The organism is Rhizobium sp. 01L419 (assembly GCF_056400025.1).
Genome location: NZ_JBFTSM010000009.1, coordinates 286836 through 313470 on the forward strand (window position 1 = coordinate 286836; position 26635 = coordinate 313470).

Below are 26635 nucleotides of genomic sequence, written 5' to 3' on the forward strand. Positions count from 1 at the left end.
CTTATGGTCAAGGTCATCGCCTCTTCGGTCCGCAAGGGCAACGTTCTCGATGTCGACGGCAAGCTCTACGTCGTTCTCACGGCTCAGAATTTCCACCCGGGCAAAGGCACGCCGGTCACCCAGGTCGACATGCGCCGCATCGTCGACGGTGTGAAGGTTTCCGAGCGTTGGCGCACCACCGAGCAGGTCGAGCGCGCCTTCGTCGAAGACGTCAACTTCCAGTACCTTTATGAAGATGGCGAAGGCTTCCACTTCATGAACCCGGCCACCTATGACCAGGTCGTCGTCGACGTTGACACTATGGGCGACCAGAAGGCCTACCTCCAGGAAGGCATGACCTGCATCCTGTCGATCCACGAAGGCATTCCGCTGGCGCTCGATCTGCCGCGCCACGTCACCCTCGAGATCGTCGAGACCGAGCCGGTCGTGAAGGGCCAGACGGCCTCCTCCTCCTACAAGCCGGCGATCCTGTCGAACGGCATCCGCACTTTGGTTCCGCCCCATATCGACGCCGGCACCCGCGTCGTCATCGCGACGGAAGACAATTCCTACGTCGAGCGCGCCAAGAACTGAGCGCATCAGTTCCAGACATTCCAACGGCCTGGAGCACCCGCTTCGGGCCGTTTTCATTTGACGTCTGCTTCCAAGGGCACGATCGCCCTGACGGCGCCCGTGGCCATATAGAGAAAGGCCGGAAAAACGCCGGCCTCCGTACTCAGAGATGAGGATTGCGCGGCCGGTATTTCTTCACCAGTTTCTGGTTGATCTCCGCAGCACCCGGCATGTTGGCGCTAAGATAGACCGGCGCATCGCCGGACTTGGAAAGCTCGGAGGCGACGTCCGCGAAGATAGCGTTGATGACCGTCACCCCGACCGCCGTCGAGACCGGCCCGACCCGGAGGCCGGTGCCATCCAGATCGAGAACGGCGTCGCCCGGCGGCAATCCGTTGTCGAGCACCACATCTGCGACATCGGCCAACCGCCGGCGGCCATTGGCGATCGCTGTCGAATAGGCAATCGATGTGATGGCGATCACCTTGACGCCGATCTCTCGCGCATAGTCGGCCGCCTCGATCGGCGCGGCATTCACGCCCGAATTCGAGGCGATGATGATGACGTCGCCCGGCTGCATGCCGTAACGCTCCAGCATCGGCCGTACCAGACCCTGCGTGCGTTCATAGACCGAACTGATGACCGCACCCTCATGCAGCATCGCCGAACCGACCAGGACCGGCACCGTGAAGGCGAGCCCGCCAGCTCGATAGTGAACTTCTTCCGCCAGCATATGCGAATGGCCGGTGCCGAAGACATAGACGCGCTTGTCGCCACGGGCAGCCTCGAGTATCACGGCAGCGGCCTGCGCCATCGGCTCCGCAAGGGCCTGTTTCAGCTCCTCCAGCCGGCCGATGAGATTGGCGAAATAGGCGTCCGTAATGTCGCTCATCCGCCGCTCCCTAAGCCGCTTCGCCGTTGAGCCAGGTCGCCGTCACATCGATCGCATCGGTGAAATGCACGAGATCGGCGCGCGCGCCCGGCGAAAGGTGGCCGCGATCGGCAAGCCGCAGGAACCGCGCCGGATAGAGCGTCGCCATCCTGAGCGCTTCAGCAAGCGTCAGTTCCAGATAGGTGACGCCGTAGCGGATCGTCGAAGCCATATCGACATCCGAGCCTGCCAGCGTGCCGTCCGAAAGCACGAGTTTGGAACAGAAACCGCCCCTTTCGCGTCGCACGGTGCGGCCATTGAGCATGAACGTGTCCTTCTCCGAGCCGACGAGCGACATGGCGTCGGTTACGAAGAAAAGCTTGCCCTCGCCACGCTTAGCGTGCAACGCCGTGCGCAATGCCTTCGGATCGACATGGTGACCATCGGCGATGATGCCGCACCAGACCGCCGGATGATCGATCGCCGCCCCGACGAGCCCTGGCGCGCGATGCGCCAGCTGACTCATGGCGTTGAAGAGATGTGTCACTCCCCGGGCACCGGCATCGAAACGAGCTTCCGCCGCTTCGCTCGTGCTGTCGGAATGGCCGATGCTGACGATGACGCCGGCTTCGCTGAGTTCGCGCACCTGCGAAACCGTTACCTGTTCCGCCGCCATGGTGACGAGCAACGTGCCGATCGCCTCGCGCGCAGCGATGAAGGCCTTGACGTCCTTGTCCTCGACCGGCCGCATGAGCTCGGCGAGATGCGCGCCCTTGCGCGCCGGCGCCAGATGCGGGCCTTCCAGATGCAGGCCGGCAACACCGCGGTTCGTCTTCACCGCAACCTTGGCCGCCTCGATCGCTGTTGCCGTTGCCTCGGCCGTGTCGGTGATCAGCGTCGGCAGCAGTGCCGTCGTGCCGTATGGCCGATGTCCATCGGCGATCATGTACATGGAAACCGGCGATGGGTCGTCGTTCAGCATACGACCACCCCCGCCGTTGACCTGCGCATCGACGAAGCCAGCAGACAGCACGCCTCCATCAAGCGTCACGACTTCGCCCTCGGGCAGCTTATTCAGGCCGACGATCGCCTCGACGCGTCCGTCCTTGACGATCAGCGCCCGCTCGTCATGAAAGCGCTCTCCGTCGAAGATACGGGCGCCCGTGAAGATCTTGCGGCTCATCAGACGGTCTCCGTCACCTTGAGCAGGTTTGCCGGCTTGTCCGGATCGAAGCCCTTACGGCGGGTGACCGACTCGATCAGGCGGTAATAGACGAGCAGCGAGACCAGGGGATCGACGAGGCCGTTGCCGGTCGTCGGAACCTGCAGGTTGACGCCGGCAAGCGGCTTTGTGGAGAAGGGCACGGTCGTGGCGCCAAGTTTCTGCAGCCGATCCAGTGCCTTCACATTATTGTCGAAAGCAGCATCTTCAGGCACGAAACCGACGATCGGGAAGCCCGGCTGCACGAGGCGCATCGGGCCATGCATCAGTTCGGCAAGCGAGAAGGCCTCGGCATGAAGACCTGCGGTTTCCTTAGCCTTCAGCGCCGCTTCAAGAGCAATGGCGAAAGCCGTGCCGCGGCCGCCTGTGTAAAGCGATGCGGCGCTGAACAGAACACCCTCGGCAGCAGCAGTATCGATGCCCGATGTCGCAGACAAAGCGGCCGGCAGCTTCTCGATAGCGGCCTGCAGATCGGCCTTGCCGCCGATCGCAGCAGTGACACCGGCAAGGGCGGCAACCGATGCGATGAAGGACTTGGTCGCGGCAACGCTCTTTTCGGCACCGGCATTGAGGCCGAGAACGATATCGGCCTGCTTGGCGAGCGGGCTGTCGGTGACGTTGACGACGGCGATCGTCGTCGCTCCGCCCTTCTTGGCCGCTTCCTGCAGTGCCACGATATCGGGACTGGCGCCCGACTGGGAAACGGTGAAGTGGATGCCACCCTTCAGATGTAGGGAAGCGCCATAGACCGAGGCGATCGAAGGGCCGATCGAGGCGACCGGCACGCCGCAAGTGATCTCGAAGAGATATTTGAAGAAGGTCGCTGCATGGTCGGAAGAGCCCCGCGCCGCCGTCGTCACGACGCTCGGACGGGCGGACGAAAACAGCCGGGCGATTTCGGCAAAAACCGGCTTTTCCTTTTCGAGCAAGGCGGCGACCACTTCGGGCGACTGGCCCGCTTCCTGCAGCATCAACGACTGGTTCTCACTCATAGGTCATCTCCAATTCTCAGTTCGGCGACGAAATCATAGGCGTCGCCACGATAATGCGAGCGGGTGTATTCAACGACACGCTGGTCTTCCAGGCGCGATACGCGCTCGATCAGAAGCGCAGGCGCACCGGCCTTGACATCAAGAATAGCGGCCGAAGAGGGATCGAGCGTGACGGCCGTCAATCGCTGCATGGCGCGCACCGGCTTGTGGCCGCTCTGCGCAAGCGCATCGTAGAGCGAGCCTTCGCCGCCGGCATTGTCGCCAAGAAACTTGACCGGAACGACGGCGCGTTCGATGGCGAGTGGCAGCCCGTCGGCCAAACGAAGGCGGTCGAGCCGCAGCACCGGCTCGTCGACACTGAGGCCGAGCAGGAAGGACTCTTCCGGAGATGGGCTGTTGATGGTGCGCGACAGGATCTGTGCCGCCGGCGAGCGCCCGCGTGAACGCATGTCCGCCGAGAAGGAGGAAAGTCGCCACAGCGACTGCTCCATACGCTCGACCTTGCTGGAAACGAAGGTGCCGCTGCCGTGCCGGGATTCAAGCGCACCCGATGTCATGAGATCCCGATAGGCTGTTCGCACAGTGACGCGGCCGAGTTTCAGAGCTTCCGCCAGATCGCGTTCGCCGGGCAGCGCCGTGCCGGGCTTCAAGAGACCCTCCTGAATGAGGCCGGTGAGGCCCTGCGCCAGCCGCTTGTAAAGCGGTCCCGTTGCCGCCTCATCGCGCAGCCCACGGCCATTCAGTTCCGCTATCAGACTGGTTCTATCCATGGATACACAATAGAACCTATTTAGAACCAATCGGCAAGCCAGATTCGCTTCACCAAAGAAAAAACCCTCGCGGTTGGCCGAGAGGGTCTCATTAATCAGGACAGGAAATACGAACTCAGTTCTTCGTAAAGATATAATCCGTTTCCTGGCGCAGCACTTCACCGGGACGCAATACCGCGTTCGGAAAGTCCTGGTGATTGATGGCGTCGGGCCAGATCTGCGTTTCCAGGCAGAAGCCGGCGAAGGGACTGTATCTGCGGCCATCGAGACCCGGCACCGGCACGCCGAGCTTGAAGCCGGCATAGAACTGCACGCCCGGCTCTGTCGTACGCACTTCCAGCGACACGCCGGAATGCAGGCTGCGCGCAAGTACGACGGAGCGCTTGGCTGTGCGCTCGCTCGAAAAGCAGAAATTGTGGTCGTAGAGCGCTTGCTCTTGACCGGCAAAACGCTTCATCGGCGCCATCGCACGGAAATCGAATGCGGTGCCCTCGACGGAGCGGATCTCGCCGGTCGGTATCTGCCTTTCATTGGTCGGCAGATAGTGATCGGCGGCGATCATGATGTCGTGCGCCAGCGCATCCTCCCGGCCATCGAGATTGAAATAGGAATGCTGACAGACATTGGCGATCGTCGGCTGGTCAGTTGTCGTCTCGTAGGTGACAGAAAGCTCGCCATCGCCATGCACGCGATAGGTCGCCTGGATCGTGCAGTTGCCCGGATAACCGGCACGGCCATCGGGATCGACGATCTTCAGCACCACGCGGTCGGACTCGTGCTCGACGACCGTCCAGACAAGCGTGCCGATATTATTGCTGCCGCCGTGAAGATGTGTGACGCCCTTCTCGTTGAGTTCGAGCTGGTAGTCCTTGCCGTCGAGCGTGAACTTGCCGTCGCCAATACGGTTGGCACAGCGTCCCGGCGTCGCGCCGAAGAAAGGAGAATGAGCGAGATAGCTTGCGAAATCCTCGAAGCCGAGCACCAGCGGTGAGTCATGGCCCTCCAACCTGATATCCTGGATGACTGCACCCCAGCTCAACACCTTGACCGTCAATCCGCCGCCGCGGATGACGACGCGATGGACGGTCTCGCCGTCCTTCGTCTGTCCGAAAACTTCCCGTTCCAACTTGTCCGCCATGATCGACGCTCACTCCATCCCTAGGATCCAGAAACCGGAACCTGCCCCCATTTCCTGCAAACCGCAACCGGGCAAACCGGAAAACAAAACGCCGTCGCAGAAATGCGACGGCGTTATTTGTAGGCCCGCCCGATGACGCTCAGATGTCCGAGCCGATCTCTTCGATATCGTAGGACGTCGTCTGGTAAATCTCGTTGATCCAGTTGCCGAAAAGCAAATGCGCGTGGCTGCGCCAGCGGTTCTGTGGCGCAAGCGTGGAATCGTTATGCGGGAAGTAGTTGTGCGGCATCTTGATCGGCACGCCGGCATTCACGTCGCGGAAATATTCGTCCGAAAGCGATGTGGAATCATATTCGACATGGTTGAAGATATAGAGCCGCCGGCCCTTCGCCTCGTGCACGAGACAGACGCCCATCTCGCTGGATTCCATCAGGATCTCAAGACCATCGACCTTCTCGATGTCGGCCCGGCGCACCTCGGTCCAGCGCGACACAGGAACCTCGAAATTATCAGAGAAACCATTGAGATAGACAGATGAGGGCTTGAGATTGCTGTGGCGGTAAACGCCGAAGGCCTTTTCCTTCAGCTCATATTTCGGCACGCCGTGAAAATGATAGATCCCCGCCATCGCACCCCAGCAGACATTCATGGTCGAATGCACATTCGTCTGGGTCCAGTCGAAAATCTGCTGCATTTCCTTCCAATAGGTAACATCCTCGTAGGGCAGCGTCTCGATCGGCGCGCCCGTGATGATGAAACCGTCAAACTTGCGGTGCTTCACTTCCTCCCAGGTCTGGTAGAAGGCGAGCAGATGTTCTTCAGACGTATTCTTGGCCTTGTGGTTGCCGACGCGGATCAGCGAGAATTCCACCTGCAGCGGCGACGCGCCCACAAGGCGCGCCATCTGCACCTCGGTCTTGATCTTGTTCGGCATGAGGTTGAGCAGCCCGATCTGCAAGGGACGGATATCCTGGCGGATCGCCACCGTTTCGGTCATCACCCGCACGCCCTCGTTCACGAGGGTTTCGAAGGCGGGCAGCGTGTCGGGGATCTTGATGGGCATTGCGGTCAACTCGATCAAAATAAAAAACCGGCGGCGAAAGAATCGCTACCGGTCCGCACGCGGCCCTTTAGCGATTTATTTAACGTGGCTGCAAGCCGGCCGGCCAAATCACCACGAGGCACCTTAAATAGCGCCAGTCTCGCTGCGAATCAACTGTCAATGCAGATAGCTGCAAAAGCCATCACGCTTTCTTTATGGGTGGTGGAATCTGTTGATGGACCAGTAACGCCCCCATGTTATTAATGTAAGGATGGGCGGATTTGGAAAGTTGTAATGGCAAATGACGTTGAAAGGGGGAGGGGCATCCAGAGTCAGGACCGGGTAGGGTATGATCTCAGCCTGACATATCGACTTGGAGTGATGTTCTCCGCATTCTGGAATTCTGAGGTTCGCGGCAGGGTGCTGCTGCTTGCGATAACGCTTGTCGTCATCATCCTGGCAACCGCCTATGGACAGGTGATCCTCAATGAGTGGAATGCGCCCTTCTATGATTCCCTCGAGCGCCGTGACCTCGGCGAATTCTTCAAGCAGCTCGAAGTCTTCGCGATGATTGCCGGCGCTCTGCTGCTGCTCAACGTGTTGCAGGCCTGGCTGAACCAGATGACCGCGCTTTATATGCGCGAAGGTCTCTCCCGCGATCTCGTCGATCAATGGCTGAAGCGCAAACGCGCCCTGAAGCTTTCCACCATCGGCATCATCGGCGTAAATCCCGACCAACGCCTGCATGAGGATTCGCGGAATCTGGCGGAAAGCACGACCGGCCTTGTGCTCGGACTGCTGCAGTCGACCATCCTGCTCGTCAGCTTCATCGGCGTGCTATGGGAGCTTTCGAGCGGCTTCATCTTCCATATCAGCGGCTATAACTTCACCATTCCCGGCTATATGGTCTGGGCAGCAATCTTCTACGCCGCATCAGCCTCGCTATTGAGCCAGGTCGTCGGCCGCAAGCTCGTCAAACTCAATGCCGACCGGTTCTCGAAGGAGGCCGAACTGCGCTTCGCGCTGATGCATGCCAATGAGAACATGCCGGCGATCACAGTGGCGCGCGGTGAGGAGAATGAGCGCAAGCGCATCAACGGCGATATCACCAATGTTCTTGCCGTCATCAAGCGGCTGGCCATTGCCAATACCAACCTGACCTGGGTTTCGGCAGGGTACGGCTGGCTGGTCATCGTCATCCCGATTATCGTCGCAGCCCCAGCCTATTTTTCTGGCGGGCTGACCTTCGGCCAGTTGATGATGTCGGTCGGCGCCTTCAATCAGGTCAATACGGCGCTGCGCTGGTACGTCGCCAACTTCGGCCCGATTGCCGAATGGCGCGCCACGCTGATGCGCGTCACCGATTTCCGTCAGGCGTTGCTGGAGATGGACGATGGCTTCGATCTGAAAGACACCATCGTTTATGAGGAAACCGCGCCGGATACGCTGACGCTGAAGAATGTCGTCATCCTCGCCAAGCTTGGCGAAGACATCGAGGATTGCGGCGGCTTCCGGATGCGCGAGGCGGATGTGACGATCAAGGCCGGCGAAAAAGTCATGATCAACGGCGATCACAGCGTGAACCGCCGCCTGCTCTTCCAGGCCATGGCCGGCCTCTGGCCCTGTGGCAAAGGCACAATGGGCCTACCGCCCATTGCCGACATGCTGTTCATCCCGCAGGTCGCCTACGTGCCGGGCGGCACGCTGCGCGAGGCAATTTCCTTCCCCCAAAAACCCGAGGCCTATGACAAGGCGACCGTCGAGGCCGCACTTGAGGCTGCCGGCCTGCATTCGCTGATCGCCCGCCTCGACAGCCGCGCGCGCTGGGACAAGCTTCTCGATGCCGATGAGCAAAAGGCCATCGGCTTTGCTCGCCTGCTTCTCGTCAAGCCGCGCTGGGCCGTTTTCGATGAAGTGCTCGAAGGCATGGAGCCGGAATGGCAGCGCACGATGACGAAGCTGCTCGCCACCATGCCGGACACCGGCATGATCTATATCGGCCGCTCGGAAACCTATCTGGAAGCGCTGCACCCGCGCACCCTGCACCTGCAGGCACTGCCCTCGAAATCGGACGAAGAATCGGCAACTTCGGTTCCCGGATCAAGCGCCGCGGCAGCTGCCGCCCCGGCGCTCTAGAGCAATTCCAGCAACGATGTGTAGCGGTTTTGCGTCCGGCATGCGTGAAAACAAAGCTCTAAGAAATCTTACATAGGTGGCATCACGCCGTTGATGCCGACAGCGACCTGCGCGGCCGAGATGCTGCCGTCTGCTGCCCTTTCCGCCATGACGATCACGCCGGCGCCAGGCTTCAAGTCGCCTTTCGTTGCCGGCGCAAAGGTGACGATGGGCGTACCCTCGGCAATCGAGATGGTCTTTTCCTTGCCTTGATAGGTGAGCGTGATCGTGTGGCCGTCGACGGCCTTGACCGCATTGCTGACGGTCGCATTCGTCATCGAGCTGTTCGGCTGCACATCCCATGGACGGCTGCCTTCGCCGGTGCCCTTCATCGCGGCCGGGAAAATCAGCACTTCGATCGCGCCATCGGGACCCGTGCCTTTCGGCAAGGAGGCGACGCCGACAAAATCGCCGACCTTGATGTCATCGACGGACGCATTCCTGATACCCGCGACCTTCCAACCAGACTTAAGCGCCACCGTCGCATCGCTGCCCTCGCGGGTCTTGACCGTCAGCGTGTCACCGTTGAGGCTCTCGATCGTGCCACGCACGCGCACGCGCTGGTTTTCCTGCGCACCCGCCGCCTGCGAAAGGCCGAGCACGACGAGACTGCTGGCGGCAAGCGCCATGAATATACCGGTATAGGGTTTGCGAGACATGTGACTCTTCCTTGTAGCCATTGGTCGGCACGATCCCCGGCTGCCGGAGTGCCACTCTATGCCGCATGACGCGGCGTGGGCGAATCAAGGAAAAGTGAGGAAAGCGGACCCCGGCAACCCGATCCCGGGCACCGGAAGTCCGCAAAAGATCTTTGAAAAGACTGGCTCAGCCAGCAGCAGACATATCCATGTACATGATTTCCCAGACATGGCCGTCGAGGTCCTGGAAGCTGCATCCATACATCGGACCCATATCGAGGATCGGCTTCCAAGGCTTGCCGCCCGCCGCCAGCGCCTTCTTGAGGTAGTCATCCACCTCGGCGCGGCTGCCGGCCGAAAGGCAGGTCAACACTTCCTTGCCCTTGGATGTATCGGCGATATCGCCCTCGATGAATTGCTGGAAATGGCCGTGGGTCAGCAGCATCACATAAATATTTTCCTCGACGATCATGCAGGCTGCATCGTCGGTGGTAAAATTCGGATTGTAAGAAAAGCCGAGCGCCGCGAAGAATTCCTTCGACCTGACGAGGTCCTTGACCGGCAAGTTCACGAAAATCATGCGCATGAAAAGTCTCCCTTATGACGTGGCGGCACCATGCCGTTGATCACGTTCGGCCCAAGGACGGAGAAAACCTACGCGATCCGACACTTCAGGAATTTTTTATCGGATCAGCCTTCCAGCTCCTCGCGCAGCATTTCGAGTTCCAGCCATTCCTCTTCCATCTTGGTCAGGCTTTCGCGCAGCTTCTCCATCTCCGATGCCAGCCGGTTGAAGGTTGCTGGGTCTTTGGTGAAGAGGTTCGGATCGGCCATCTTCTGCTCGCGCCTGGCGATCTCGGTTTCCGCGTTGGCCATTTCCTTCGGCAGGTTTTCGAGTGCGAATTTCTGCTTGTAGGAGAGCTTTACCTTCGAGACAGAGGGTGCGGCAGCCTCCTGCGTCTTCGGTCTTTCCGCTTTCTCGGCCCTGCGGCGCTCCTCGGCCGCACCCTTGCGCTGCGCCAGCATGTCGGAATAGCCGCCGGCATATTCGATCCAGCGCCCATCCGGCGTTTCCGGATCGGCAGGCGCGATCGTCGAGGTCACCGTCCGGTCGAGAAAATCGCGGTCGTGGCTGACGAGGATGACGGTGCCGGCAAAGCCCGTGACGATTTCCTGCAGGAGATCCAGCGTCTCGATGTCGAGGTCGTTGGTCGGTTCGTCGAGAATGAGCAGGTTCGCCGGCCGTGACAGGATGCGCGCCAGCATCAGCCGGGCGCGTTCGCCGCCGGAGAGGTTCTTGATCGGCGTGCGCGCCTGCTCCGGCTGGAAGAGGAATTCCTTCATGTAGCCGGTCACATGCCGCTGCTCGCCATTGACGAGCAAGTTCTCGCCACGCCCATCCGTCAGATAGTTGGCAAGCGTATCCTCCAGATTCAGGTCCTCGCGCTTCTGGTCGAGGGTAGCGATATCGAGATTGGTGCCGAGCTTCACCGTGCCGCTGTCGGGCGCAAGCTGGCCGGTCAGCATCTTCAAAAGCGTCGTCTTGCCGGCGCCGTTCGGGCCGACGAGACCGATACAGTCGCCGCGATGCACGCGGATCGAAAACGGTGCGACGATCGGCCTGTGGTCATAGCTCTTGGTGATCTTGTCCGCCTCGATCACCAGCTTGCCGGATTCCTGCGCATCGGAAGCGCTTGCCTGTACCGTTCCCTGCGGACCCTTGTGGCCACGATATTGCGAACGCATCGTCTGCAGCTCGCCGAGCCGGCGCATATTGCGCTTGCGTCGTGCCGTCACGCCATAACGCAGCCAGTGCTCCTCACGCTCGATCGCCTTGCCGAGCTTGTGCTGCTCCAGCTCTTCCGCCTCCAGCACCTGGTCCCGCCACGCCTCGAAAAACGCAAAGCCCCTGTCGAGCCGGCGAGATGTGCCGCGGTCCAGCCAGACGGTCGCCGTCGAGACTTTTTCGAGGAAGCGGCGGTCGTGCGAGATCAGCACCAGCGCGCTGCGCGTCTTCTGCAATTCGCTTTCCAGCCACTCGATCGTCGGCAGGTCGAGATGGTTGGTTGGCTCGTCGAGCAGCAGGATGTCGGGCTCCGGCGCCAGCACGCGCGCAAGCGCTGCGCGGCGCGCCTCGCCGCCCGAAAGATTCCCAGGGTTCTCCTCGCCGGTCAGCCCCAGATGCGAAAGCAGGTAGGTGACCCGATAGGGATCGTCGCCCGGCCCGAGTCCGGCTTCGGCATAGGCCTGCACGGTCTCGAAGCCGCCAAAATCCGGCGCCTGCTCCAGATAGCGCACCGTGGCCGATGGATGGCGGAAGACCTCACCTGACTGCGCGTCGACGAGGCCGGCTGCGATCTTCAGAAGTGTCGATTTGCCCGAGCCGTTGCGGCCCACGAGACAGATCTTGTCACCGGACTCCACCTGCAAGGCTGCGCCCGCCAGAAGCGGTGCACCGCCGAAGCTCAGGAAGATATCGTCGAGTTTCAGAATGGGAGGCGCCAAGAATCAGACTCCGGAAAGATCATAGGGCCGCGCGAGCACGATGGCTCTGCCGCTGGCAAGCGAGAAGCGCACGGGGCCTTCCGCCACATTGGAAATGGTGCGCGACGAGCCGAAGGGCAAATGGAAGTCGGCGAGCGGATAGCGAGCATTTTCGATGAACAGGCCGCGCAGCTCGCTGAAGCCCGGCACCGAAAACAGGCTGCCCGGCGGAAGATCGATCTCCAGTGAGCCCGGAAGCAGAGGCACGGCCTCCTCGCTTCCTGAGGTCAGCAGCATGTCGAAGCCTTCTTCCGCCAGCTCCATGGCGTAGAGCAGATGCTGCAGGGCGTGGTCGGACCGTTCGCCGCCAAGCGCACCCGCAAGGATCAGGCGCTTGGCGCCACGCTCGATCGCCTCTGTAACGGCAATTTCACCATCCGTCGCAGCCTTTGCTGCCGGATAGGGCTGGCGCGGCACGTCGGGGAAAGCACCGTGGAGATCGGGGGGCGTCGAATCGAAATCGCCGACCCACAATTCCGGCACCACGCCCAGCGCCGCTGCGTGGCGCATGCCGCCGTCGGCCGCGATGAACCGGCTGTTCCGCACGGCGTCGCGCAGACGATCCGTCAGGCTGAGTGCCCCGCCGAGCAGGATAGTGAAGGTGGATTGGCTCATGGGCATTGCCCATAGCGCAAACGAGGGGTGAAGGGGAAGAGGCGCCGGATATCCGGTGCCTTTCCCTCAGAGCAATTCCCGCAAAAGTGTGCAGCGGTTTGCGACCGGAATTGCGTCAATCAAATGCTTAGAAGCGGTAAGTTACACCGGCGCCGATCAGCCAGGGATCAAGTTTCGCCTTGCCGCTGACATTGGCACCGCCGACGGTCGCATCGAAATCCGGACGCAGGAAGATCTTCTTCACATCCAGGTTCGCACCCCAATGCTCATCGAACATGTAGTCGAAACCCGCCTGCAGCGCGACGCCGAATGTATTCTTCACGTCGACGCTGTCGGCGCTCTTGCCGGACTGATTGTAGAAGACCGTGTAATTCACGCCTGCACCGAGATAGGGCTGGAAGGCACCGAAATCGGTGAAATGATATTGCAGCGTCAGCGTTGGCGGCAGAAGCCACGTCTTGCCGATTTCGCCCAAGCCGGCAATCGAGCCTTCACCACGCACATTGGCATAGGTCGTGCCGAGAATGAGCTCCGCGGAAATATTGTCGGTGAAGAAATAGGAGATATCCGCTTCCGGAACCACCGTGTCCGAATAAGAGAGACCGGATCCGGAAATGCCGTCCACCGAGCCATTATCGCGCGTGATCACGCCAAGGGCGCGAAGACGCACCTGCCACGGGCTTTGCGTAGCGACGGGCGAGCCTGCAGAAGGCGCCATGTCGGCGGAAAAGGCCGCATGCCCGAAGGATGCAAAGACGATTGCGGCAAAAATACCTCTCAACCGAAGCGGATGATGTTTCATGTGAATCTCTCCTGATGTCGTCGAACGGGGAGAGACTTAGGCCTGCCTTGGATGGGTCGGCTTGAGCGAGATCAAACGCTGGGACTATTTTCGTCAGCCGGGCGTATCCTTGTCGCGGGATAGGAAGATCGCCTCATAACCGCCGATGAATTTCTCGAACAGCAGCGAGAAAGTGTCGATTTCTTCCTGCGGCCAGTCCCGCACGACCTCGGACACGAAGGCGAGCTTCTGCGCCCGGATTTCTGCCAGCAGATTCTTCCCGAGCGGAGTCATGACAACGACGATACGCCGTGCATCCGCCTGCGAAGCCTCACGGCGCAGGACGTTGCGGCCAACCATATCAGACACGACGCGGCTCGCCCTCGACGGATCGATGCGCAAAATCTCGGCAATTGCGCCGACCGTCACCTCGCCGTTTTCCTGTGCGCGGCGCACGGCATCGAGTACGTCGAGATGCGAGAGCTCCAGATCCGGTGCCACGCTCTGGATCGCCAGCCGACCGATCAACCGGCGGCCCGTCATCATTCGCATGCGCGTCATGGTGCGGCCGATGCGCGGCACGCTGTCCGTGGGAGGATCATCAAGCTCCGTCATTCTTCTTGTCTTGGTCAGGGTCTCGTTCATGACGGAACCATAACAGACCGGGAACGAAAGTAAAATATGCCAATGTCAATAATGTGCGATTGACAAATATATGCTATTAGCACATAAAGCATCTACGTAACGAAATTGGCCTTCCCATGGACATGCAACTTGCCCCCGCGCCGCTCGTGACGGATCCTCGTCGGCGGCTCATCCTCTTCTTCTTCTTGATGACCGCCATGTTCATGGCGACCCTGGATAATCAGATCGTCTCCACCGCATTGCCTACCATCGTCGGCGAGTTCGGTCATCTGGACCGCTTCGGCTGGATCGGTTCGGCCTATCTGCTGGCGCTGAGCGCGGTCATGCCGCTGTATGGGAAGCTCGGCGATCTCTTTGGCCGTAAATATGTGATGATGACGGCGATCGCGATCTTCACGGTCGGCTCCGCCGTCTGCGGCCTCGCCGTCTCGATGAACACGCTGATTGCCGCCCGCGTGCTGCAGGGTTTCGGCGGTGGCGGCATCATGGTTTCGATCTTCGCCGTCAACGCCGACCTCTTCGAGCCGCGCGAACGCGCCCGCTACCAGAGCTATTCCAGCCTCGTGCTGATGGCTTCCGGCGCCATCGGCCCGGTCCTCGGCGGCACGATGAGCGATCTCTTCGGCTGGCGCTCGATCTTCCTCGTCAACGTGCCGATCGGTTTCATCGTGCTTACCGGCCTCGCCTTCATGCTGCCCTATCGCAAGCCGCATCGCCGTCCGAAGATCGATTATGCCGGTGCGCTTCTGCTGGCGCTGACGACGACCAGCATCGTACTTGCGACCGACAGCAGCGAGCTTTTCGGCGCGTTGATCTCGCCGCAGAGCATCGGCATCGTCGCCTTCGGTGTCGTTTGCGCCATAACCTGGGTTTTTGTCGAGCGCCGCGCACCGGAGCCGATCGTCCCCTTGCCGCTTTTCCGCAATTCCACCTTCAGCCTGCTGCTGGTGATCTCGATCATGGGCGGCGCGATCGCCATCGGCATGGTCAACTACCTCGCGCTGTTCCTGCAGACGACGACAGGCCTTTCGCCATCCGGCGCCGGCCTGCTCTTCATCCTGCTGACAGGCGGCCTCGTCTGCGGCTCCCTGAATGCCGGTCGCATCATTTCGAAGACCGGCCGCTACAAGCCCTTCGCCATTGCCAGCCTCACGTGCAGCGCCATCGCTTTCGCACTGATCTCGCAGGTCCATGCCGGCACACCGATCGCCATCATCGGCGCGATCATGCTGCTGCACGGCATCGGTATCGGCCTTGCCCAGCAGGTTCCGGTCATCGGCGTACAGAATGCAGCGCCGGCCCGCGATGTGGGTGCCGCAACCGGCTCGGTCACCCTGTCGCGCATGGGCGGAGCGTCGATTGCCATCTCCATCTATGGTGCAATCATTGCATCGCAGCTGGGGAAGCTTGGTTCCTCCATCCCGGGCGTGCCCAATATCGAAGAGCTGACGCCGAAAATGATGGCGGCACTTCCCGAAGCCAGCCGTCAGGCAGTCGCGAACGCTTATGCCGCAGCTTTCTCGCCGCTGTTCATGACCTCCTGCGGAATTGCCCTGATCGGCCTGGCTGCCGCCATCATGCTCAAGCCGGTGCAGCTGCCCCGCGCCGGCGAACCGAAGACCGGCCAGGCCAGCGTCGCCGCCGAAGCCGCAGAATGATATAGGCGTGCGGCGCGGCGCCTCTTCTTTTCAGTTCGGCAGAACTACCATTAATTGCATTCTTCGCGCGGACGTTATTGTTGCCCGCATCGGTCGCCGTAGTGACTGATTTTTTCCGTAATGCAGTCGGAATCTGCACTTGCGATGGGACTTTCGCCATAATTTCATCGGAGCGAGAAAGTGCCTCGACAGGTGAGGCATTGCCGAAATGCAACGGCGCCATATTTAGATGGAGTCTCGCTATGCAACCCACGCGGAAATCGGCTAAAGCAAAGACTTGGATCGGCCGATTGTGCAGCGCGAGAACCGAGGCGGAAGCCTATTGAATTTTCCTGGCAACGGCCGGCCCGAAGATGCGGCAGACCGGCGACTTAAAATGATGCGGAGAGACAGACTGGACAGCATGACGACGTGGAAATCGCCCGCGCTTTCCAGTGATGCCTTTGTTGCGCCGCGCCGTTGGGCGCGCCGTATCCTGCTGCTTTCGGCCTGCGTCGTGATGCTGAACGGCTGCGAGTCGTTGATCGAACAATCCTATCAGCCGACCGTCGGCCCTTCGTCCAATCCACAGATCGTCGACGAAGTGCAGAAAAACGACCCGCGCGCGGCCATGGGCGCCCGCGAGCATCCGCGCATCGTTGCGAGCTATGGCGGCGAATATAAGGACGCCCGAACCGAGCGCCTCGTCGCCCGCATCGCTGGCGCGCTGACGGCCGTGTCGGAAAATCCGAGCCAGTCCTACCGGATCACTATCCTGAATTCGCCCGCCATCAATGCCTTCGCGCTGCCGGGCGGTTACCTTTATGTCACCCGCGGCCTGCTCGCGCTCGCCAACGACGCCTCGGAAGTCGCGGCCGTACTCTCGCACGAGATGGGCCACGTCACTGCAAACCACGGCATCGAGCGCCAGAAGCGCGAAGAGGCGGAAGTCATTGCCAGCCGCGTTGTGGCTGAAGTTCTGTCGAGCGATATAGCCGGCAAGCAGGCGCTTGCCCGCGGCAAGCTGCGCCTCGCCGCCTTCTCCCGTCAGCAAGAACTGCAGGCCGACGTCATCGGCGTACGCATGCTCGGCGAAGCCGGCTACGATCCTTATGCCGCCGCCCGTTTCCTCGATTCCATGGCCGCCTACAGCCGCTTCATGTCGGTCGATCCGGAAGCCGACCAGAGCCTGGACTTCCTGTCGAGCCATCCGAATTCCGCCCAGCGCATCGAGCTTGCGCGCAGTCATGCCCGCGCTTTCGGCCAGGAAGGCTCGGTCGGCGACAAGGGCCGCGATTATTATCTCGACGGCATCGATGGCCTTCTCTATGGAGACAGCCCGGAAGAGGGCTATGTGCGCGGCCAGACCTTCCTGCATGGCGGCCTCGGCATCCGCTTCGATGTTCCCCCGGACTTCAATATCGACAACAAAGTCGAGGCGGTCATGGCCACCGGGCCGAACGACATCGCCGTTCGTTTCGACGGTGTCGCTGATAACCAGAATCAGAGCCTGACGAATTACATTTCCAGCGGCTGGGTTACCGGTCTCGATCCATCGAGCATCCGGCCGATCAACGTCAACGGCATGGAAGCTGCGACCGCCCGAGCCACGGCCGACCGCTGGGATTTCGATGTCACGGTCATCAGAAACAACAACCAGATATTCCGCTTCCTGACGGCCGTGCCGAAGGGCAGCCCTTCGCTGGAGCCGACCGCAGACGTCCTGCGTGCCAGCTTCCGCCGAATGACGCCGCAGGAAGCTGCCTCGCTGAAACCCCTGCGCGTGCGGGTGGTCACAGTCCGCCCCGGCGACAACATCACGACACTTGCCTCCCGCATGATGGGTACCGATCGGAAGCTCGATCTGTTCAAGCTGATCAATGCCCTGCCGACGGGTGCTGCCGTTTCTCCCGGCGACCGCGTGAAGATCATCGCCGAATGAAAAAAGCCCGGCTTACACCGGGCTAGTCTGTGCTGCTGGGGAGTAATTCCTGTCAGGCATAGGCTGCCATATGCGGGTCGGCGCTCACGAGCGCAGTACGAAGCTTTTCCATCGCCCGGCTTTCAATCTGGCGCACGCGCTCCTTGGAAATGCCGAGGTCGGCACCGAGCTCTTCAAGTGTCGCTCCGTCTTCGGCAAGGCGCCGCGCGCTTATGATCTTCATTTCGCGTTCGTTGAGATGCTTGAGCGCCGATGCAAGCCAAATGCGGCGGCGTTCGCCGTCGATCATGTTGGAGACCTGCTCATCCGGTAGCGGCTCGTCGCTGACGAGGAAATCCATCTTTTCCGCACTGTCGGCATCGCCCGAGACGGAGGGCGCCTGCAGCGAGGCGTCATTACCGGACAGGCGCGCATCCATGGTCTGCACGTCGGCAAGGCTGACACCGAGGGCAGCGGCGATTTCCTGATGGATGGATTGCAGCGTCAGCTGCGTGTCGCCCTTGGCGAGCTTGGCACGCAAGCGCCGCAGATTGAAGAACAGCGCTTTCTGAGCGGAACTCGTACCGCCGCGCACGATCGACCAGTTGCGCAGAATATAGTCCTGGATCGAGGCCCGGATCCACCAGCTTGCATAAGTGGAAAAGCGCACATCGCGAGCAGGTTCGAAACGAGCCGCAGCCTCCAGAAGCCCGACATAGCCCTCCTGTACGAGATCGCTCATCGGCAGTCCGAAATTGCGGAATTTGCCTGCCATGGAAATGACGAGGCGCATGTGTGCCATGGCGATCTGATTGCGGGCGCCACGATCGTCATGGTCCTTCCAGCGGATAGCAAGATTATGTTCTTCTTCGCGGGCGAGATAGGGAGCCGCCATTGCTATTTTGATCATGCGCCGATCTGCAGACATGTTCTTCATATCGCTCTCCTAAACAGGCCACGGCCCAAAAATGAACAAGCAAACATTGTTTCCGGAACATCGCTGCGCCGGAGTAAACTAAGGTCCTGAATGCATGAGGGCCTCGCTCCTGGACTTTTCAGGAGGAGGCCCTATCTCTCATAACATGCCGCTGAAGCGGCTGGATTGGATCGGTTTCTTGAGATTGCCGGAAAGGCAAATTCTGGAAATCATGACCCGCTCCTCATCGAACACTCACAGCTTAGGCGGAAGTCAAACCGAGCTTCATGGGCTCCGGTTAAGTCCGCATCACTGTGTATGAACGTCGTGGCGGCGAAAAAGTTCCAATAAAAAACCCGGCACAAAGGCCGGGTTTTTTTATCAGCAAAAACAATGCGCTGTTAAGCGGCTTCATCCTGCGAGTCATCTTCCTCGATTGCCTTGCCACGCTTCGGACCCTTGTTGAGATTGGTCTCGACGAGGCGAACGGCTTCGGTTTCAGACATCTTGTTGACAGCAGCGATTTCGCGAGCCATGCGATCGAGGGCAGCTTCATAGAGCTGACGCTCGGAATAGGACTGCTCCGGCTGGTTTTCAGCGCGGTAGAGATCGCGAACGACTTCTGCGATGGAAATCAGGTCGCCGGAATTGATCTTGGCATCGTATTCCTGGGCGCGGCGCGACCACATGGTGCGCTTGACGCGAGCCTTGCCCTGCACGACCTTGAGGGCGCGCTCGACGAAGTCGGTTTCGGAAAGCTTGCGCATGCCGATGCTCATGGCCTTCGCGACCGGAACCTTCAGACGCATCTTGTCCTTTTCGAAATCGATGACGAAAAGTTCAAGCTTCATGCCGGCGACTTCTTGCTCTTCGATAGCCGTGATAGTACCGACGCCGTGCGCGGGGTACACGATCGATTCACCAGTCTTGAAGCCGTGACGTGCGGTAGAAGGTTTTTTCTGCTGGATGGTCATTCTAATCAAAAACTCCCTGTTACGCTTCCGGCGGCGGCCGGAGCCGGGTCAGTCAGGCCCGGATGAGACGGTTATATCCGTCGGGTGACTTCACTCTGGTTCCACCAGACAGAAGCAAAAGATATCCTGGCGCGCGATCTTGGGATCCGACAGCTCAAGTTACTGATATGTCACGGAAACCGCGTGCGGATTTGTTTTACTTTCGTGATGGTTTTTGGGCATGCGTCATGCCACAAATGGAACAGTGTGGTGAACGTATCACAAAAATATGAGGAAATCAATAATTTGCTTAACGTGAGTCATGTGGGCAACACATAGCCCCCATGTGACTCACGCGTAATTTGAAACGTTTAAGCGGCCGCTGAACCCGGTTTCAATGGCCTTCCACTTCGAAAATTTCAGTCGCCGCTGCCGGGCTTTTCCGAGAAGTATTTCTCGAATTTTCCGGTCTCGCCGTCCATCTCCTTGGCCTCCGGCATCGGCTCCTTCTTGACCGTGATATTCGGCCAGATAGCAGCATATTCGGCGTTGACCTTCAGCCACTTGTCGAGACCCGGTTCGGTGTCGGGCTTGATCGCCTCAGCCGGACATTCCGGCTCGCACACGCCGCAATCGATGCATTCATCGGGATGAATGACGAGGAAGTTCTCGCCTTCGTAGAAACAGTCGACGGGGCAGACTTCAACACAATCGGTGTATTTGCAGCGAATGCAATTGTCAGTCACGACATAGGTCATGAAGAACTCCAGGATTTCCATACGGGCGGGGCCGGGCAACCTGGAACGTCGCGCCTGTCCCCTGAGCCGGGGAGAAAGCGTGAGCAGGCTTGGGAGGCAAGCACGCTACCCGGCAGGTTGTGTGTGACGTATCGGCTTTGCAGCAGGATTTCAAGGACAAACGATCTTCGAAAAGCTGACGGCAGGAAGAGTTTTCTAATCCTCATCCGACATCAGCCTGTCGATTGCACGCCGTTCCTTTTTCGTCGGCCTGCCTGAACCCGTGGTGCGAATTGCCTGCTCGTAAGGGGTGAGGCGTTTTGCCTCATCCGGAGGCGGCGACAGATCCTCATAGAGCAGCCTCGCCTCCTCATAGGGTCCCCGCCGGTCTCCAGGCAGCCGGACCACAAGAACGACCCCTCGCCGCTCCAGCGTGATCTCGACGCGGTCGCCAAACTTCACCATCTGACTCGGCTGAGCACAGCGCGCTCCATTGATGCTGACATGACCGGACTGGATATGGCTCTGCGCCAGAGAGCGTGATTTCACCATGCGTGTGAAGAACAGCCATTTGTCGATGCGCTGGCGCGAACCGCTTCCTGGCTGTATCTCTCCACCCATGATTACTTCTTCATCTGCTCCTTGAGCGCTGCAAGTTTGGCGAAGGGCGAATCCGGATCGATCGGCTTCTCCTTGCGCGGCGGCTTAGCCTCGAAGCGCAGCGGCTGCGAATTGCCGCGGTTGTTATTGTTGCGGTCGCCACGATCCTTGCGGTCACCGCGGTCCTGACGGTCGCCGCGCTGTTCGTTCCGGTCGTTGCGCGCCTGCTGTGGCCTGCCGGCGTCGCGATTACCGGCGTCGCGATTACCGCCGTCGCTTTTGCCACCATCCCGGTTACGGTTGTTGTGGCGATTGCCGTCACGGGCCTCGCCGCCTTCACCGCCGCCAGGGCGGCGATTGCGGTCGCCGCGTTCCTGGCCCTGCCCTTGGCCCTGTCGTTCGCCCTGCCCGCCACGACGATCACCATGACCGCGCGCCTGGCGCTGGTTTTCGTTGCGGCCACCGAGGCGCCACAGGAGAACCGGCTTCGGCTCTGCAGCCTCAGCTTCAGTCTCGCCTGCTTCAGTCGAAACTTCGGCTGGTGCAGGCGTTTCCGCAGCCACAGGTGCGGCTTCGGCCGCGGGCACTTCTTCCGCAGCGCCATCTGCGTCGTCATGATCGGCCTTTTCGCCAGCCTCCTCTGCCGCGGCCTCAGTCGCCACTGCAGGAGCCGATGCCACGTCTTGCGTCGCAAGGAATGCAGCGGCCTCTTCGGCCTTCACGGCGTCGGCGCGATAGCCGAGACCTTTGAGGATCTCTTCCATGTCTTCCAGCGTCGCGCCGAGAATGGACAGCATCGCCGTCGTCGTCGTGAAGCGGCGACCGTCATAAGCGCCTTCCGGACGGCTGGCCTGACCCGGCTTCCACTGCAGGAGCGGACGGATAAGGTCTGCCAGACGCTCGAGGATATCGATACGCACCGCGCGCTTGCCGAGGAAACGGAAGCCGGCGAGCTTATAGAACATGCGCTCGAAGCTCGGATCGGTGACGACAGAGGTGCGGCCAGCGGCCAGCACAGGAATGAGGTCGCCATGACCCGGCTTGTCGAGCCCGTCATTCTTCAGGGCCCAGAGCAGAGTGATGAGCTCTGCCGGTGCCGGCTTCAGAAGCGCCGGTACGAAGATGTGGTAGGCGCCGAAGCGGATGCCGTAACGTCGCATGGAGGCGCGCGCATCCTGATCCAGAGATTTCACCTCTTCCGTCACGTCACGGCGGAAGAGCACGCCGAGATTCTCGACGAGCTGGAAGGCAAGCCCCTTGGCAAGGCCCTGCAGGTCTTCAGCGCGCGACAGATCGTCGAGCGGCTTCAGCACCGTGCTGATATGATGGTTGACGAAGCGCTCGATACGGGCAGCGACATGATCGCGCGCATTGCCCGTAAGCTGCTCGTCGGCAAGCAGGATGACGCGCGGACGCATCACATGATCGCTGCCGGAAAGACGTCCGACGGGGTCGCCAAGCCAACGCACAAGGCCATCCGAACCGATCGCCAGATCGGCATTGCCTGCGGCATGCAGGCGTGCTGCGCGGGCTTCGAATTCAAGCGCGAGCGCCTTCTGGGACGCAGCCTGAACCGCCCTGGCGTCCGGTCCGTCCGTTCCACCAACAGGCGTAAAACGGAACCCGCTCAACTGCCCCACATGATGTCCTTCAACAAAGACATCGCCATTCACACTGATTTCAGCTTCCAGCATCGCATTCTCTCTCAGGCGCTTCATGAGCACAGATGTCCTGCGATCAACAAAGCGTTTCGTCAACCTTTCATGTAACGCATCGGACAATCGATCTTCGATTTCCCGCGTCTTTTCCTGCCAGTGTGTCGGATCGGCAAGCCAACCGGGCCGATTCGAAACATAGGTCCAGGTTCTTATCTGCGCGATTCGCGCCGAAAGCGTGTCAATTTCCCCATCTGTACGATCGGAGCGGTGAACCTGCTCCGCTAAAAACTGCTCGTTCACCGTGCCATAGCGCACAAGATCGGAAAAGAGGGTAGAAATAAGATCGGCATGTTGCGCTGGCGTTATGCGCCGGTAATCCGGTAGAGCGCAAGCCTCCCACAGTTTTTCGACGCGCGCCGGCGCGTTTGCGAGATCGACGATTTCCGGATACCGCGACAGATGTTCGAGCGCCTGCTGGTCGACCGCAGGCAGCGCCCGCGTCAGACCGGGTACACGAGGACCTGTTTCAAGGCTCGCCCGCAGGGATTGTATCGAGGAAAAATCGAGATCCTTGGTCCGCCACTGCAGAACCTTGACGTTGTCGAACTCATGGCCCTCGATGCGCTGCACCAGCTCTTCGTCGAACGGCGAGACCTGGCCGGTTACGCCGAAGGTCCCGTCGCGTGTATGACGTCCTGCGCGTCCGGCAATCTGGCCGAGTTCGCCAGGATTGAGATTGCGGAACTGATAGCCGTCGAACTTGCGGTCCTGTGCGAAGGCCACATGATCGACATCGAGATTGAGACCCATGCCGATCGCATCGGTGGCGACAAGATATTCGACGTCGCCTTCTTGATAGAGCGCCACTTGCGCATTGCGGGTGCGGGGGCTGAGCGCCCCGAGCACGACGGCTGCCCCGCCCCGCTGGCGCCGGATCAGCTCTGCGATCGCATAGACCTCGTCCGCCGAAAAGGCGACGATTGCGGAGCGCTGCGGCAGCCGGGTGATCTTCTTCTGCCCGGCATAGAGAAGGTGGGAAAGCCGCGGCCGCTCGGTGACGGTTATCCCCGGCAGAAGCTGCTGGAGGATCGGCCGCATGGTGCCGGCACCAAGCAGAAGCGTCTCGTCGCGGCCGCGCAGATGCAGGATGCGGTCTGTAAAAATATGGCCGCGCTCGAGGTCGCCTGCAAGCTGGACTTCGTCAATGGCGACAAACGCAGCCTTGGTTTCTCGCGGCATCGCCTCGACCGTGCAGACGGAGAAACGCGCATTCGGCGGCGAGATCTTTTCTTCGCCTGTCACCAAGGCCACATTATGGGCGCCGACCTTTTCCACCACGCGCGTATAGACTTCGCGCGCAAGCAGGCGAAGCGGCAGGCCGATGACACCAGTGCCATGCGCCACCATGCGCTCGATCGCGTAATGGGTCTTGCCGGTATTGGTCGGCCCGAGCACCGCGGTCACGCCGCGCCCGCTCAGTATCATCGGCTGCGAAGTCAGGGTCATGGTCCATGCAAGTGAGGCGGGGCGCCCCGGGGTCAAGTCGGCTCCTGCGGGTAAGGCACAGAACACATGGACAGCCAAAGCTCTAAACGCAAGGGCAGATTTGAAATAGACCGCAGATTGGGCATCGAAATCGCGGCCCTGCTAAGTCCTTGATTTAAGATTCGGAACAGCCTGAGAACGAATCGGAGACGAATCGCTGACTCCGGCTGATTCAGCTTTTGTTCACGGCTAAGTATTGATTTTGAATCGCGTTTTTACACTAGATGCTGAATCGGAGGACTCGGCCGAAGATGGATTTCATCGCCCGCGATTAACGTTTCTTGCCGAACTGTAAAGACCCACAGATCCTATCTAAAATTAACCCTTCGACCAAAGCCGGAACGAATCGGAGACGAATCGCCGATATCGAGGTTTTCCCTTTTCGTTCACGGCGAGATGTTGTGAGCGTTTGGCCGCCACTACCAATATACGGTTTGGCCAATTCGGCAGAGTCGGCCGGAAGCGCCAGATCACGTTAATCATTTCCACGCAGAATTTACGATGCCTTAACACGGTCACCCCCGCAAGCCGATCAACGATCGGCGCTGATCAAAGCCGGAACGAATCGCTGACGAATCGGAGACATCGCCGTTTTCCCGCTTTGTTCACCACAAGCTGTTGTATTTGAACAAATTTTTAACCATACGGATAAAAGGCGGCAGAATTCTTTGCCGGCTTGGCATCTGGCGCGCCGGCTAAACTCGGCTTCAGGGAAACAATCGATAACGGCGCCGTGATATTCCGAGAGATTAGCCGGGAACAAAAGTCGAAGATGCGTGTTTCTAGTCCAGTCGAAATGAGGATGAGTCAGGACAAACACCATGTTAGGCACGATACTTCTTATTATCCTTATTCTATTATTGGTCGGCGCCTTGCCGAATTGGGGCTATAGCCGAGGCTGGGGCTATGGACCTTCCGGTGGTTTAGGGTTAGTTCTCGTCATCATCATCATTCTTGTATTGATGGGCCGAATTTAAAAGGCCGGTAACCTGGGGAGTTAGACATGAAAAAGATTGTTCTCAGCTGCGCGCTCATCGGCGCTCTCGCCTCCTGCACCCCGACGGAGCAGGGCACGGCGATCGGTGCCGGCACGGGCGCTATCATCGGCGGCGCTGTCAGCAACAGCTGGGGTGGCGCGGCAGTCGGCGCAGTCGCCGGCGGTCTGACCGGCGCTCTCATCGGCCAGTCGGTCGAGCGTCGCGGCTACTGCGTCTATCGCGACCGCTACGGCCGCCGATACGAAGCACGTTGCCGCTAATCGACACCCGGTTCATCGGAAGTTTTAAACGGGCGCTTCTGCGCCCGTTTTTCTTACGTGCTTTTGTCGTCAACACGCCGTTGACGATTGGTCGCTGAAGTCAAATCTACCGCGCCGCCAAGGCCGAGCGCATATTCCTTTCAAGAGGCGGCGCAAGCACATGCCGCCCGCGAATGGAAAGGTAAGCTACCATGGCCCAGATCCTGCTGAATTCCGCCGCCGCCGTCCTGATCGCGGCAGCCTTTTTCACGACGACGGTCGCCGCCCTCCGCAGACAGGACCGCGTCCAGAAGGTGCCCGTCAAGGCCAACAGACGGCATCATCCGAACCCCTAACACAATCGAAGAAACCGGAAACCGCGTGACGGCGACGATCTGAGCGCCGTCCGTAGGGCTTTTGCAGCCTAGCGCATTCGCCGACCCCCATGACGGCACCGGCAACTTCCGGAGCAACTGCGCCACAACCAAAAGAAACAGGTTCAGACGAAGAACTGACCGCCATTGGCAGTCAGCGTCGAACCGGTGATGAAACCGGCATCGTCGGAAACGAGGAAGGTGACGCAGCGCCCGATCTCCTCGGGTTCGCCGAGTCGCCCCACGGGGATTTGCGGAATAATCTTCTCATTCAGCACCTTTTCCGGCACGGCGAGCACCATCTCCGTGCCGATGTAACCGGGGCAGATGGCGTTGACGGTGATGTTCTTGACGGCGCCTTCCTGAGCGAGCGCCTTGGTGAAGCCGAGGTCACCGGCCTTGGCAGCTGAATAATTCACCTGTCCCATCTGGCCCTTCTGGCCGTTGATGGAGGAGATATTGACGATGCGGCCGAAGCCGCGGTCGCGCATGCCGGCCCAGACATGGTGAGTCATATTGAAGAGGCCGGTGAGGTTGGTGTTGAGCACCTCATGCCACTGCTGCGGTGTCATCTTGTGGAACATCGCATCGCGCGTGATGCCGGCATTGTTGATGAGAATTTCGATCGCGCCGAGCTCGGCCTGAACCTTGGCGATACCGTCGCCGCAAGCGACATAGTCGGACACGTCCCACTTGAAGACCGGAATGCCGGTGACATCGTGAAATGCCTTGGCCTTTTCGTCGTTGCCGGCATAGTTGGCGGCAACCTTATAGCCGGCATTCTTTAGCGCCATCGAGATTGCTGCGCCAATGCCGCGCGTACCCCCGGTGACCAGAGCCACTCTGCTCATGTTCCGCTCCCCTGTTGTTGTAAGCCCTCTCTGAGGCGGGCCTCAAAATATGCATTGTACGCTATTTACATTGCCTCGAAGCACATGGCGACACCCATGCCGCCGCCAATGCATAATGTGGCAAGACCTTTCCTGGCGCCGCGGCGCTTCATCTCGAAAAGCAGCGTGTTGAGGACGCGTGCGCCCGACGCACCGATCGGATGACCGATGGCGATCGCGCC

The 26635-nt window shown here is 60.1% G+C and carries 25 protein-coding genes, 1 pseudogene and 1 riboswitch; of the genes and pseudogenes, 7 read left to right on the plus strand and 19 right to left on the minus strand.

Going from position 1 to position 26635, the window contains the following annotated elements:
• Window positions 1–3: 3 nt before the first annotated feature.
• Window positions 4–573, plus strand: a complete 570-nt coding sequence (efp, locus tag AC1DUP_RS19710; protein WP_113299556.1) for an elongation factor P — start codon at window positions 4–6, stop codon at window positions 571–573.
• A gap of 142 nt (window positions 574–715) precedes the next feature.
• Here the strand turns inward: efp and AC1DUP_RS19715 are convergent, their stop codons facing one another.
• The 6 genes from AC1DUP_RS19715 to metA form a co-directional block, all read right to left on the minus strand.
• Window positions 716–1444, minus strand: a complete 729-nt coding sequence (locus AC1DUP_RS19715; protein WP_113308661.1) for an SIS domain-containing protein — start codon at window positions 1442–1444, stop codon at window positions 716–718.
• Window positions 1445–1454: 10 nt separating this feature from the next.
• A complete protein-coding gene (gene nagA / locus AC1DUP_RS19720; protein ID WP_113308660.1) occupies window positions 1455–2606 on the minus strand; it encodes an N-acetylglucosamine-6-phosphate deacetylase in 1152 nt (383 codons plus the stop codon).
• On the minus strand, window positions 2606–3637 hold the full coding sequence (locus tag AC1DUP_RS19725; RefSeq protein WP_113308659.1) for an SIS domain-containing protein: 1032 nt from the start codon (window positions 3635–3637) through the stop codon (window positions 2606–2608). The genes nagA and AC1DUP_RS19725 overlap by 1 nt, the downstream gene beginning before the upstream one ends.
• Entirely contained in the window at window positions 3634–4407 is a 774-nt protein-coding gene (locus AC1DUP_RS19730) for a GntR family transcriptional regulator (RefSeq protein WP_113299552.1), read from the minus strand. The genes AC1DUP_RS19725 and AC1DUP_RS19730 overlap by 4 nt, the downstream gene beginning before the upstream one ends.
• 115 nt (window positions 4408–4522) lie before the next feature.
• Window positions 4523–5545: an aldose epimerase family protein gene (locus AC1DUP_RS19735; protein ID WP_477833925.1), complete on the minus strand. Its 1023-nt coding sequence runs from the start codon at window positions 5543–5545 to the stop codon at window positions 4523–4525.
• Window positions 5546–5684: 139 nt separating this feature from the next.
• A complete protein-coding gene (gene metA / locus AC1DUP_RS19740; protein ID WP_115036093.1) occupies window positions 5685–6608 on the minus strand; it encodes a homoserine O-acetyltransferase MetA in 924 nt (307 codons plus the stop codon).
• A 47-nt stretch (window positions 6609–6655) separates the two neighbouring features.
• A riboswitch (SAM riboswitch) is annotated at window positions 6656–6733 on the minus strand.
• Window positions 6734–6881: 148 nt separating this feature from the next.
• On the opposite strand from metA, the gene AC1DUP_RS19745 reads away from it, so the two are divergent.
• On the plus strand, window positions 6882–8723 hold the full coding sequence (locus tag AC1DUP_RS19745) for an ABC transporter ATP-binding protein/permease (RefSeq protein WP_113308656.1): 1842 nt from the start codon (window positions 6882–6884) through the stop codon (window positions 8721–8723).
• 68 nt (window positions 8724–8791) lie between these two features.
• Here AC1DUP_RS19745 and AC1DUP_RS19750 read toward each other — a convergent pair whose 3' ends face one another.
• The 6 genes from AC1DUP_RS19750 to AC1DUP_RS19775 form a co-directional block, all read right to left on the minus strand.
• On the minus strand, window positions 8792–9421 hold the full coding sequence (locus AC1DUP_RS19750) for a DUF5666 domain-containing protein (RefSeq protein ID WP_113509306.1): 630 nt from the start codon (window positions 9419–9421) through the stop codon (window positions 8792–8794).
• A 166-nt stretch (window positions 9422–9587) separates the two neighbouring features.
• Window positions 9588–9986: a VOC family protein gene (locus AC1DUP_RS19755; protein ID WP_113299547.1), complete on the minus strand. Its 399-nt coding sequence runs from the start codon at window positions 9984–9986 to the stop codon at window positions 9588–9590.
• Between the two features lie 104 nt (window positions 9987–10090).
• Window positions 10091–11905: an ABC-F family ATP-binding cassette domain-containing protein gene (locus tag AC1DUP_RS19760; RefSeq protein ID WP_477833928.1), complete on the minus strand. Its 1815-nt coding sequence runs from the start codon at window positions 11903–11905 to the stop codon at window positions 10091–10093.
• Between the two features lie 3 nt (window positions 11906–11908).
• Window positions 11909–12565: a thiamine diphosphokinase gene (locus tag AC1DUP_RS19765; RefSeq protein WP_477833930.1), complete on the minus strand. Its 657-nt coding sequence runs from the start codon at window positions 12563–12565 to the stop codon at window positions 11909–11911.
• A gap of 121 nt (window positions 12566–12686) precedes the next feature.
• On the minus strand, window positions 12687–13361 hold the full coding sequence (locus tag AC1DUP_RS19770; RefSeq protein WP_477833932.1) for an OmpW/AlkL family protein: 675 nt from the start codon (window positions 13359–13361) through the stop codon (window positions 12687–12689).
• Window positions 13362–13454: 93 nt separating this feature from the next.
• Window positions 13455–13985, minus strand: coding sequence for a MarR family winged helix-turn-helix transcriptional regulator (locus tag AC1DUP_RS19775; RefSeq protein WP_477833934.1), 531 nt, complete (start codon window positions 13983–13985; stop codon window positions 13455–13457).
• 116 nt (window positions 13986–14101) lie between these two features.
• Between AC1DUP_RS19775 and AC1DUP_RS19780 the strand changes: the two genes are divergently transcribed.
• Both AC1DUP_RS19780 and AC1DUP_RS19785 read left to right on the plus strand, forming a co-directional pair.
• Complete coding sequence (locus AC1DUP_RS19780) at window positions 14102–15643, plus strand: MDR family MFS transporter (RefSeq protein ID WP_113312038.1); 1542 nt, start codon at window positions 14102–14104, stop codon at window positions 15641–15643.
• 376 nt (window positions 15644–16019) lie between these two features.
• On the plus strand, window positions 16020–17564 hold the full coding sequence (locus tag AC1DUP_RS19785; RefSeq protein ID WP_113299654.1) for a M48 family metalloprotease: 1545 nt from the start codon (window positions 16020–16022) through the stop codon (window positions 17562–17564).
• 52 nt (window positions 17565–17616) lie between these two features.
• On the opposite strand, the gene AC1DUP_RS19790 is transcribed toward AC1DUP_RS19785, so the two are convergent.
• The 5 genes from AC1DUP_RS19790 to AC1DUP_RS19810 form a co-directional block, all read right to left on the minus strand.
• Window positions 17617–18480, minus strand: a complete 864-nt coding sequence (locus AC1DUP_RS19790) for an RNA polymerase factor sigma-32 (protein WP_113299541.1) — start codon at window positions 18478–18480, stop codon at window positions 17617–17619.
• 380 nt (window positions 18481–18860) lie between these two features.
• Window positions 18861–19433, minus strand: coding sequence for a CarD family transcriptional regulator (locus AC1DUP_RS19795; RefSeq protein WP_113299540.1), 573 nt, complete (start codon window positions 19431–19433; stop codon window positions 18861–18863).
• A gap of 398 nt (window positions 19434–19831) precedes the next feature.
• Window positions 19832–20170 (minus strand): ferredoxin FdxA, encoded by a 339-nt coding sequence (gene fdxA / locus AC1DUP_RS19800; RefSeq protein WP_113299653.1) that lies wholly within the window; start codon window positions 20168–20170, stop codon window positions 19832–19834.
• A 195-nt stretch (window positions 20171–20365) separates the two neighbouring features.
• The gene (locus tag AC1DUP_RS19805; RefSeq protein ID WP_113299539.1) at window positions 20366–20770 is read right to left on the minus strand and encodes an RNA-binding S4 domain-containing protein; all 405 of its coding nucleotides are present in this window, start codon (window positions 20768–20770) and stop codon (window positions 20366–20368) included.
• A gap of 2 nt (window positions 20771–20772) precedes the next feature.
• Window positions 20773–23913 carry a helicase-related protein gene (locus AC1DUP_RS19810; protein WP_477833938.1) on the minus strand — a complete coding sequence of 1047 codons (3141 nt, stop codon included), beginning with the start codon at window positions 23911–23913 and terminating at the stop codon, window positions 20773–20775.
• Between the two features lie 860 nt (window positions 23914–24773).
• Between AC1DUP_RS19810 and AC1DUP_RS19815 the strand changes: the two genes are divergently transcribed.
• The 3 genes from AC1DUP_RS19815 to AC1DUP_RS19825 all read left to right on the plus strand — a co-directional run bounded on the left by AC1DUP_RS19815 (window position 24774) and on the right by AC1DUP_RS19825 (window position 25545).
• On the plus strand, window positions 24774–24929 hold the full coding sequence (locus tag AC1DUP_RS19815; protein WP_007825451.1) for a DUF3309 family protein: 156 nt from the start codon (window positions 24774–24776) through the stop codon (window positions 24927–24929).
• Between the two features lie 26 nt (window positions 24930–24955).
• Window positions 24956–25210 carry a YMGG-like glycine zipper-containing protein gene (locus AC1DUP_RS19820; protein ID WP_113299537.1) on the plus strand — a complete coding sequence of 85 codons (255 nt, stop codon included), beginning with the start codon at window positions 24956–24958 and terminating at the stop codon, window positions 25208–25210.
• Between the two features lie 191 nt (window positions 25211–25401).
• Window positions 25402–25545 carry a hypothetical protein gene (locus tag AC1DUP_RS19825; protein ID WP_477833940.1) on the plus strand — a complete coding sequence of 48 codons (144 nt, stop codon included), beginning with the start codon at window positions 25402–25404 and terminating at the stop codon, window positions 25543–25545.
• A 143-nt stretch (window positions 25546–25688) separates the two neighbouring features.
• On the opposite strand, the gene phbB is transcribed toward AC1DUP_RS19825, so the two are convergent.
• The gene (gene phbB / locus AC1DUP_RS19830; protein WP_477833942.1) at window positions 25689–26414 is read right to left on the minus strand and encodes an acetoacetyl-CoA reductase; all 726 of its coding nucleotides are present in this window, start codon (window positions 26412–26414) and stop codon (window positions 25689–25691) included.
• Window positions 26415–26479: 65 nt separating this feature from the next.
• Window positions 26480–26635, minus strand: a pseudogene (locus AC1DUP_RS19835) (acetyl-CoA C-acetyltransferase); the annotation flags it as partial.

What these genes read in the sequence shown, in the direction of transcription:
- AC1DUP_RS19745 (WP_113308656.1), top strand. Translation starts at nt 6,882, where the DNA reads ATGGCAAATGACGTTGAAAGGGGGAGGGGCATCCAGAGTCAGGACCGG.
- AC1DUP_RS19775 (WP_477833934.1), bottom strand. Translation starts at nt 13,985, where the DNA reads ATGAACGAGACCCTGACCAAGACAAGAAGAATGACGGAGCTTGATGAT.
- AC1DUP_RS19795 (WP_113299540.1), bottom strand. Translation starts at nt 19,433, where the DNA reads ATGACCATCCAGCAGAAAAAACCTTCTACCGCACGTCACGGCTTCAAG.
- AC1DUP_RS19755 (WP_113299547.1), bottom strand. Translation starts at nt 9,986, where the DNA reads ATGCGCATGATTTTCGTGAACTTGCCGGTCAAGGACCTCGTCAGGTCG.
- AC1DUP_RS19785 (WP_113299654.1), top strand. Translation starts at nt 16,020, where the DNA reads ATGATGCGGAGAGACAGACTGGACAGCATGACGACGTGGAAATCGCCC.
- metA (WP_115036093.1), bottom strand. Translation starts at nt 6,608, where the DNA reads ATGCCCATCAAGATCCCCGACACGCTGCCCGCCTTCGAAACCCTCGTG.
- AC1DUP_RS19715 (WP_113308661.1), bottom strand. Translation starts at nt 1,444, where the DNA reads ATGAGCGACATTACGGACGCCTATTTCGCCAATCTCATCGGCCGGCTG.
- AC1DUP_RS19765 (WP_477833930.1), bottom strand. Translation starts at nt 12,565, where the DNA reads ATGCCCATGAGCCAATCCACCTTCACTATCCTGCTCGGCGGGGCACTC.
- AC1DUP_RS19790 (WP_113299541.1), bottom strand. Translation starts at nt 18,480, where the DNA reads ATGAAGAACATGTCTGCAGATCGGCGCATGATCAAAATAGCAATGGCG.
- AC1DUP_RS19815 (WP_007825451.1), top strand. Translation starts at nt 24,774, where the DNA reads ATGTTAGGCACGATACTTCTTATTATCCTTATTCTATTATTGGTCGGC.
- AC1DUP_RS19750 (WP_113509306.1), bottom strand. Translation starts at nt 9,421, where the DNA reads ATGTCTCGCAAACCCTATACCGGTATATTCATGGCGCTTGCCGCCAGC.
- efp (WP_113299556.1), top strand. Translation starts at nt 4, where the DNA reads ATGGTCAAGGTCATCGCCTCTTCGGTCCGCAAGGGCAACGTTCTCGAT.
- AC1DUP_RS19735 (WP_477833925.1), bottom strand. Translation starts at nt 5,545, where the DNA reads ATGGCGGACAAGTTGGAACGGGAAGTTTTCGGACAGACGAAGGACGGC.
- nagA (WP_113308660.1), bottom strand. Translation starts at nt 2,606, where the DNA reads ATGAGCCGCAAGATCTTCACGGGCGCCCGTATCTTCGACGGAGAGCGC.
- phbB (WP_477833942.1), bottom strand. Translation starts at nt 26,414, where the DNA reads ATGAGCAGAGTGGCTCTGGTCACCGGGGGTACGCGCGGCATTGGCGCA.
- AC1DUP_RS19810 (WP_477833938.1), bottom strand. Translation starts at nt 23,913, where the DNA reads ATGACCCTGACTTCGCAGCCGATGATACTGAGCGGGCGCGGCGTGACC.
- AC1DUP_RS19820 (WP_113299537.1), top strand. Translation starts at nt 24,956, where the DNA reads ATGAAAAAGATTGTTCTCAGCTGCGCGCTCATCGGCGCTCTCGCCTCC.
- fdxA (WP_113299653.1), bottom strand. Translation starts at nt 20,170, where the DNA reads ATGACCTATGTCGTGACTGACAATTGCATTCGCTGCAAATACACCGAT.
- AC1DUP_RS19780 (WP_113312038.1), top strand. Translation starts at nt 14,102, where the DNA reads ATGGACATGCAACTTGCCCCCGCGCCGCTCGTGACGGATCCTCGTCGG.
- AC1DUP_RS19805 (WP_113299539.1), bottom strand. Translation starts at nt 20,770, where the DNA reads ATGGGTGGAGAGATACAGCCAGGAAGCGGTTCGCGCCAGCGCATCGAC.
- AC1DUP_RS19825 (WP_477833940.1), top strand. Translation starts at nt 25,402, where the DNA reads ATGGCCCAGATCCTGCTGAATTCCGCCGCCGCCGTCCTGATCGCGGCA.
- AC1DUP_RS19725 (WP_113308659.1), bottom strand. Translation starts at nt 3,637, where the DNA reads ATGAGTGAGAACCAGTCGTTGATGCTGCAGGAAGCGGGCCAGTCGCCC.
- AC1DUP_RS19770 (WP_477833932.1), bottom strand. Translation starts at nt 13,361, where the DNA reads ATGAAACATCATCCGCTTCGGTTGAGAGGTATTTTTGCCGCAATCGTC.
- AC1DUP_RS19730 (WP_113299552.1), bottom strand. Translation starts at nt 4,407, where the DNA reads ATGGATAGAACCAGTCTGATAGCGGAACTGAATGGCCGTGGGCTGCGC.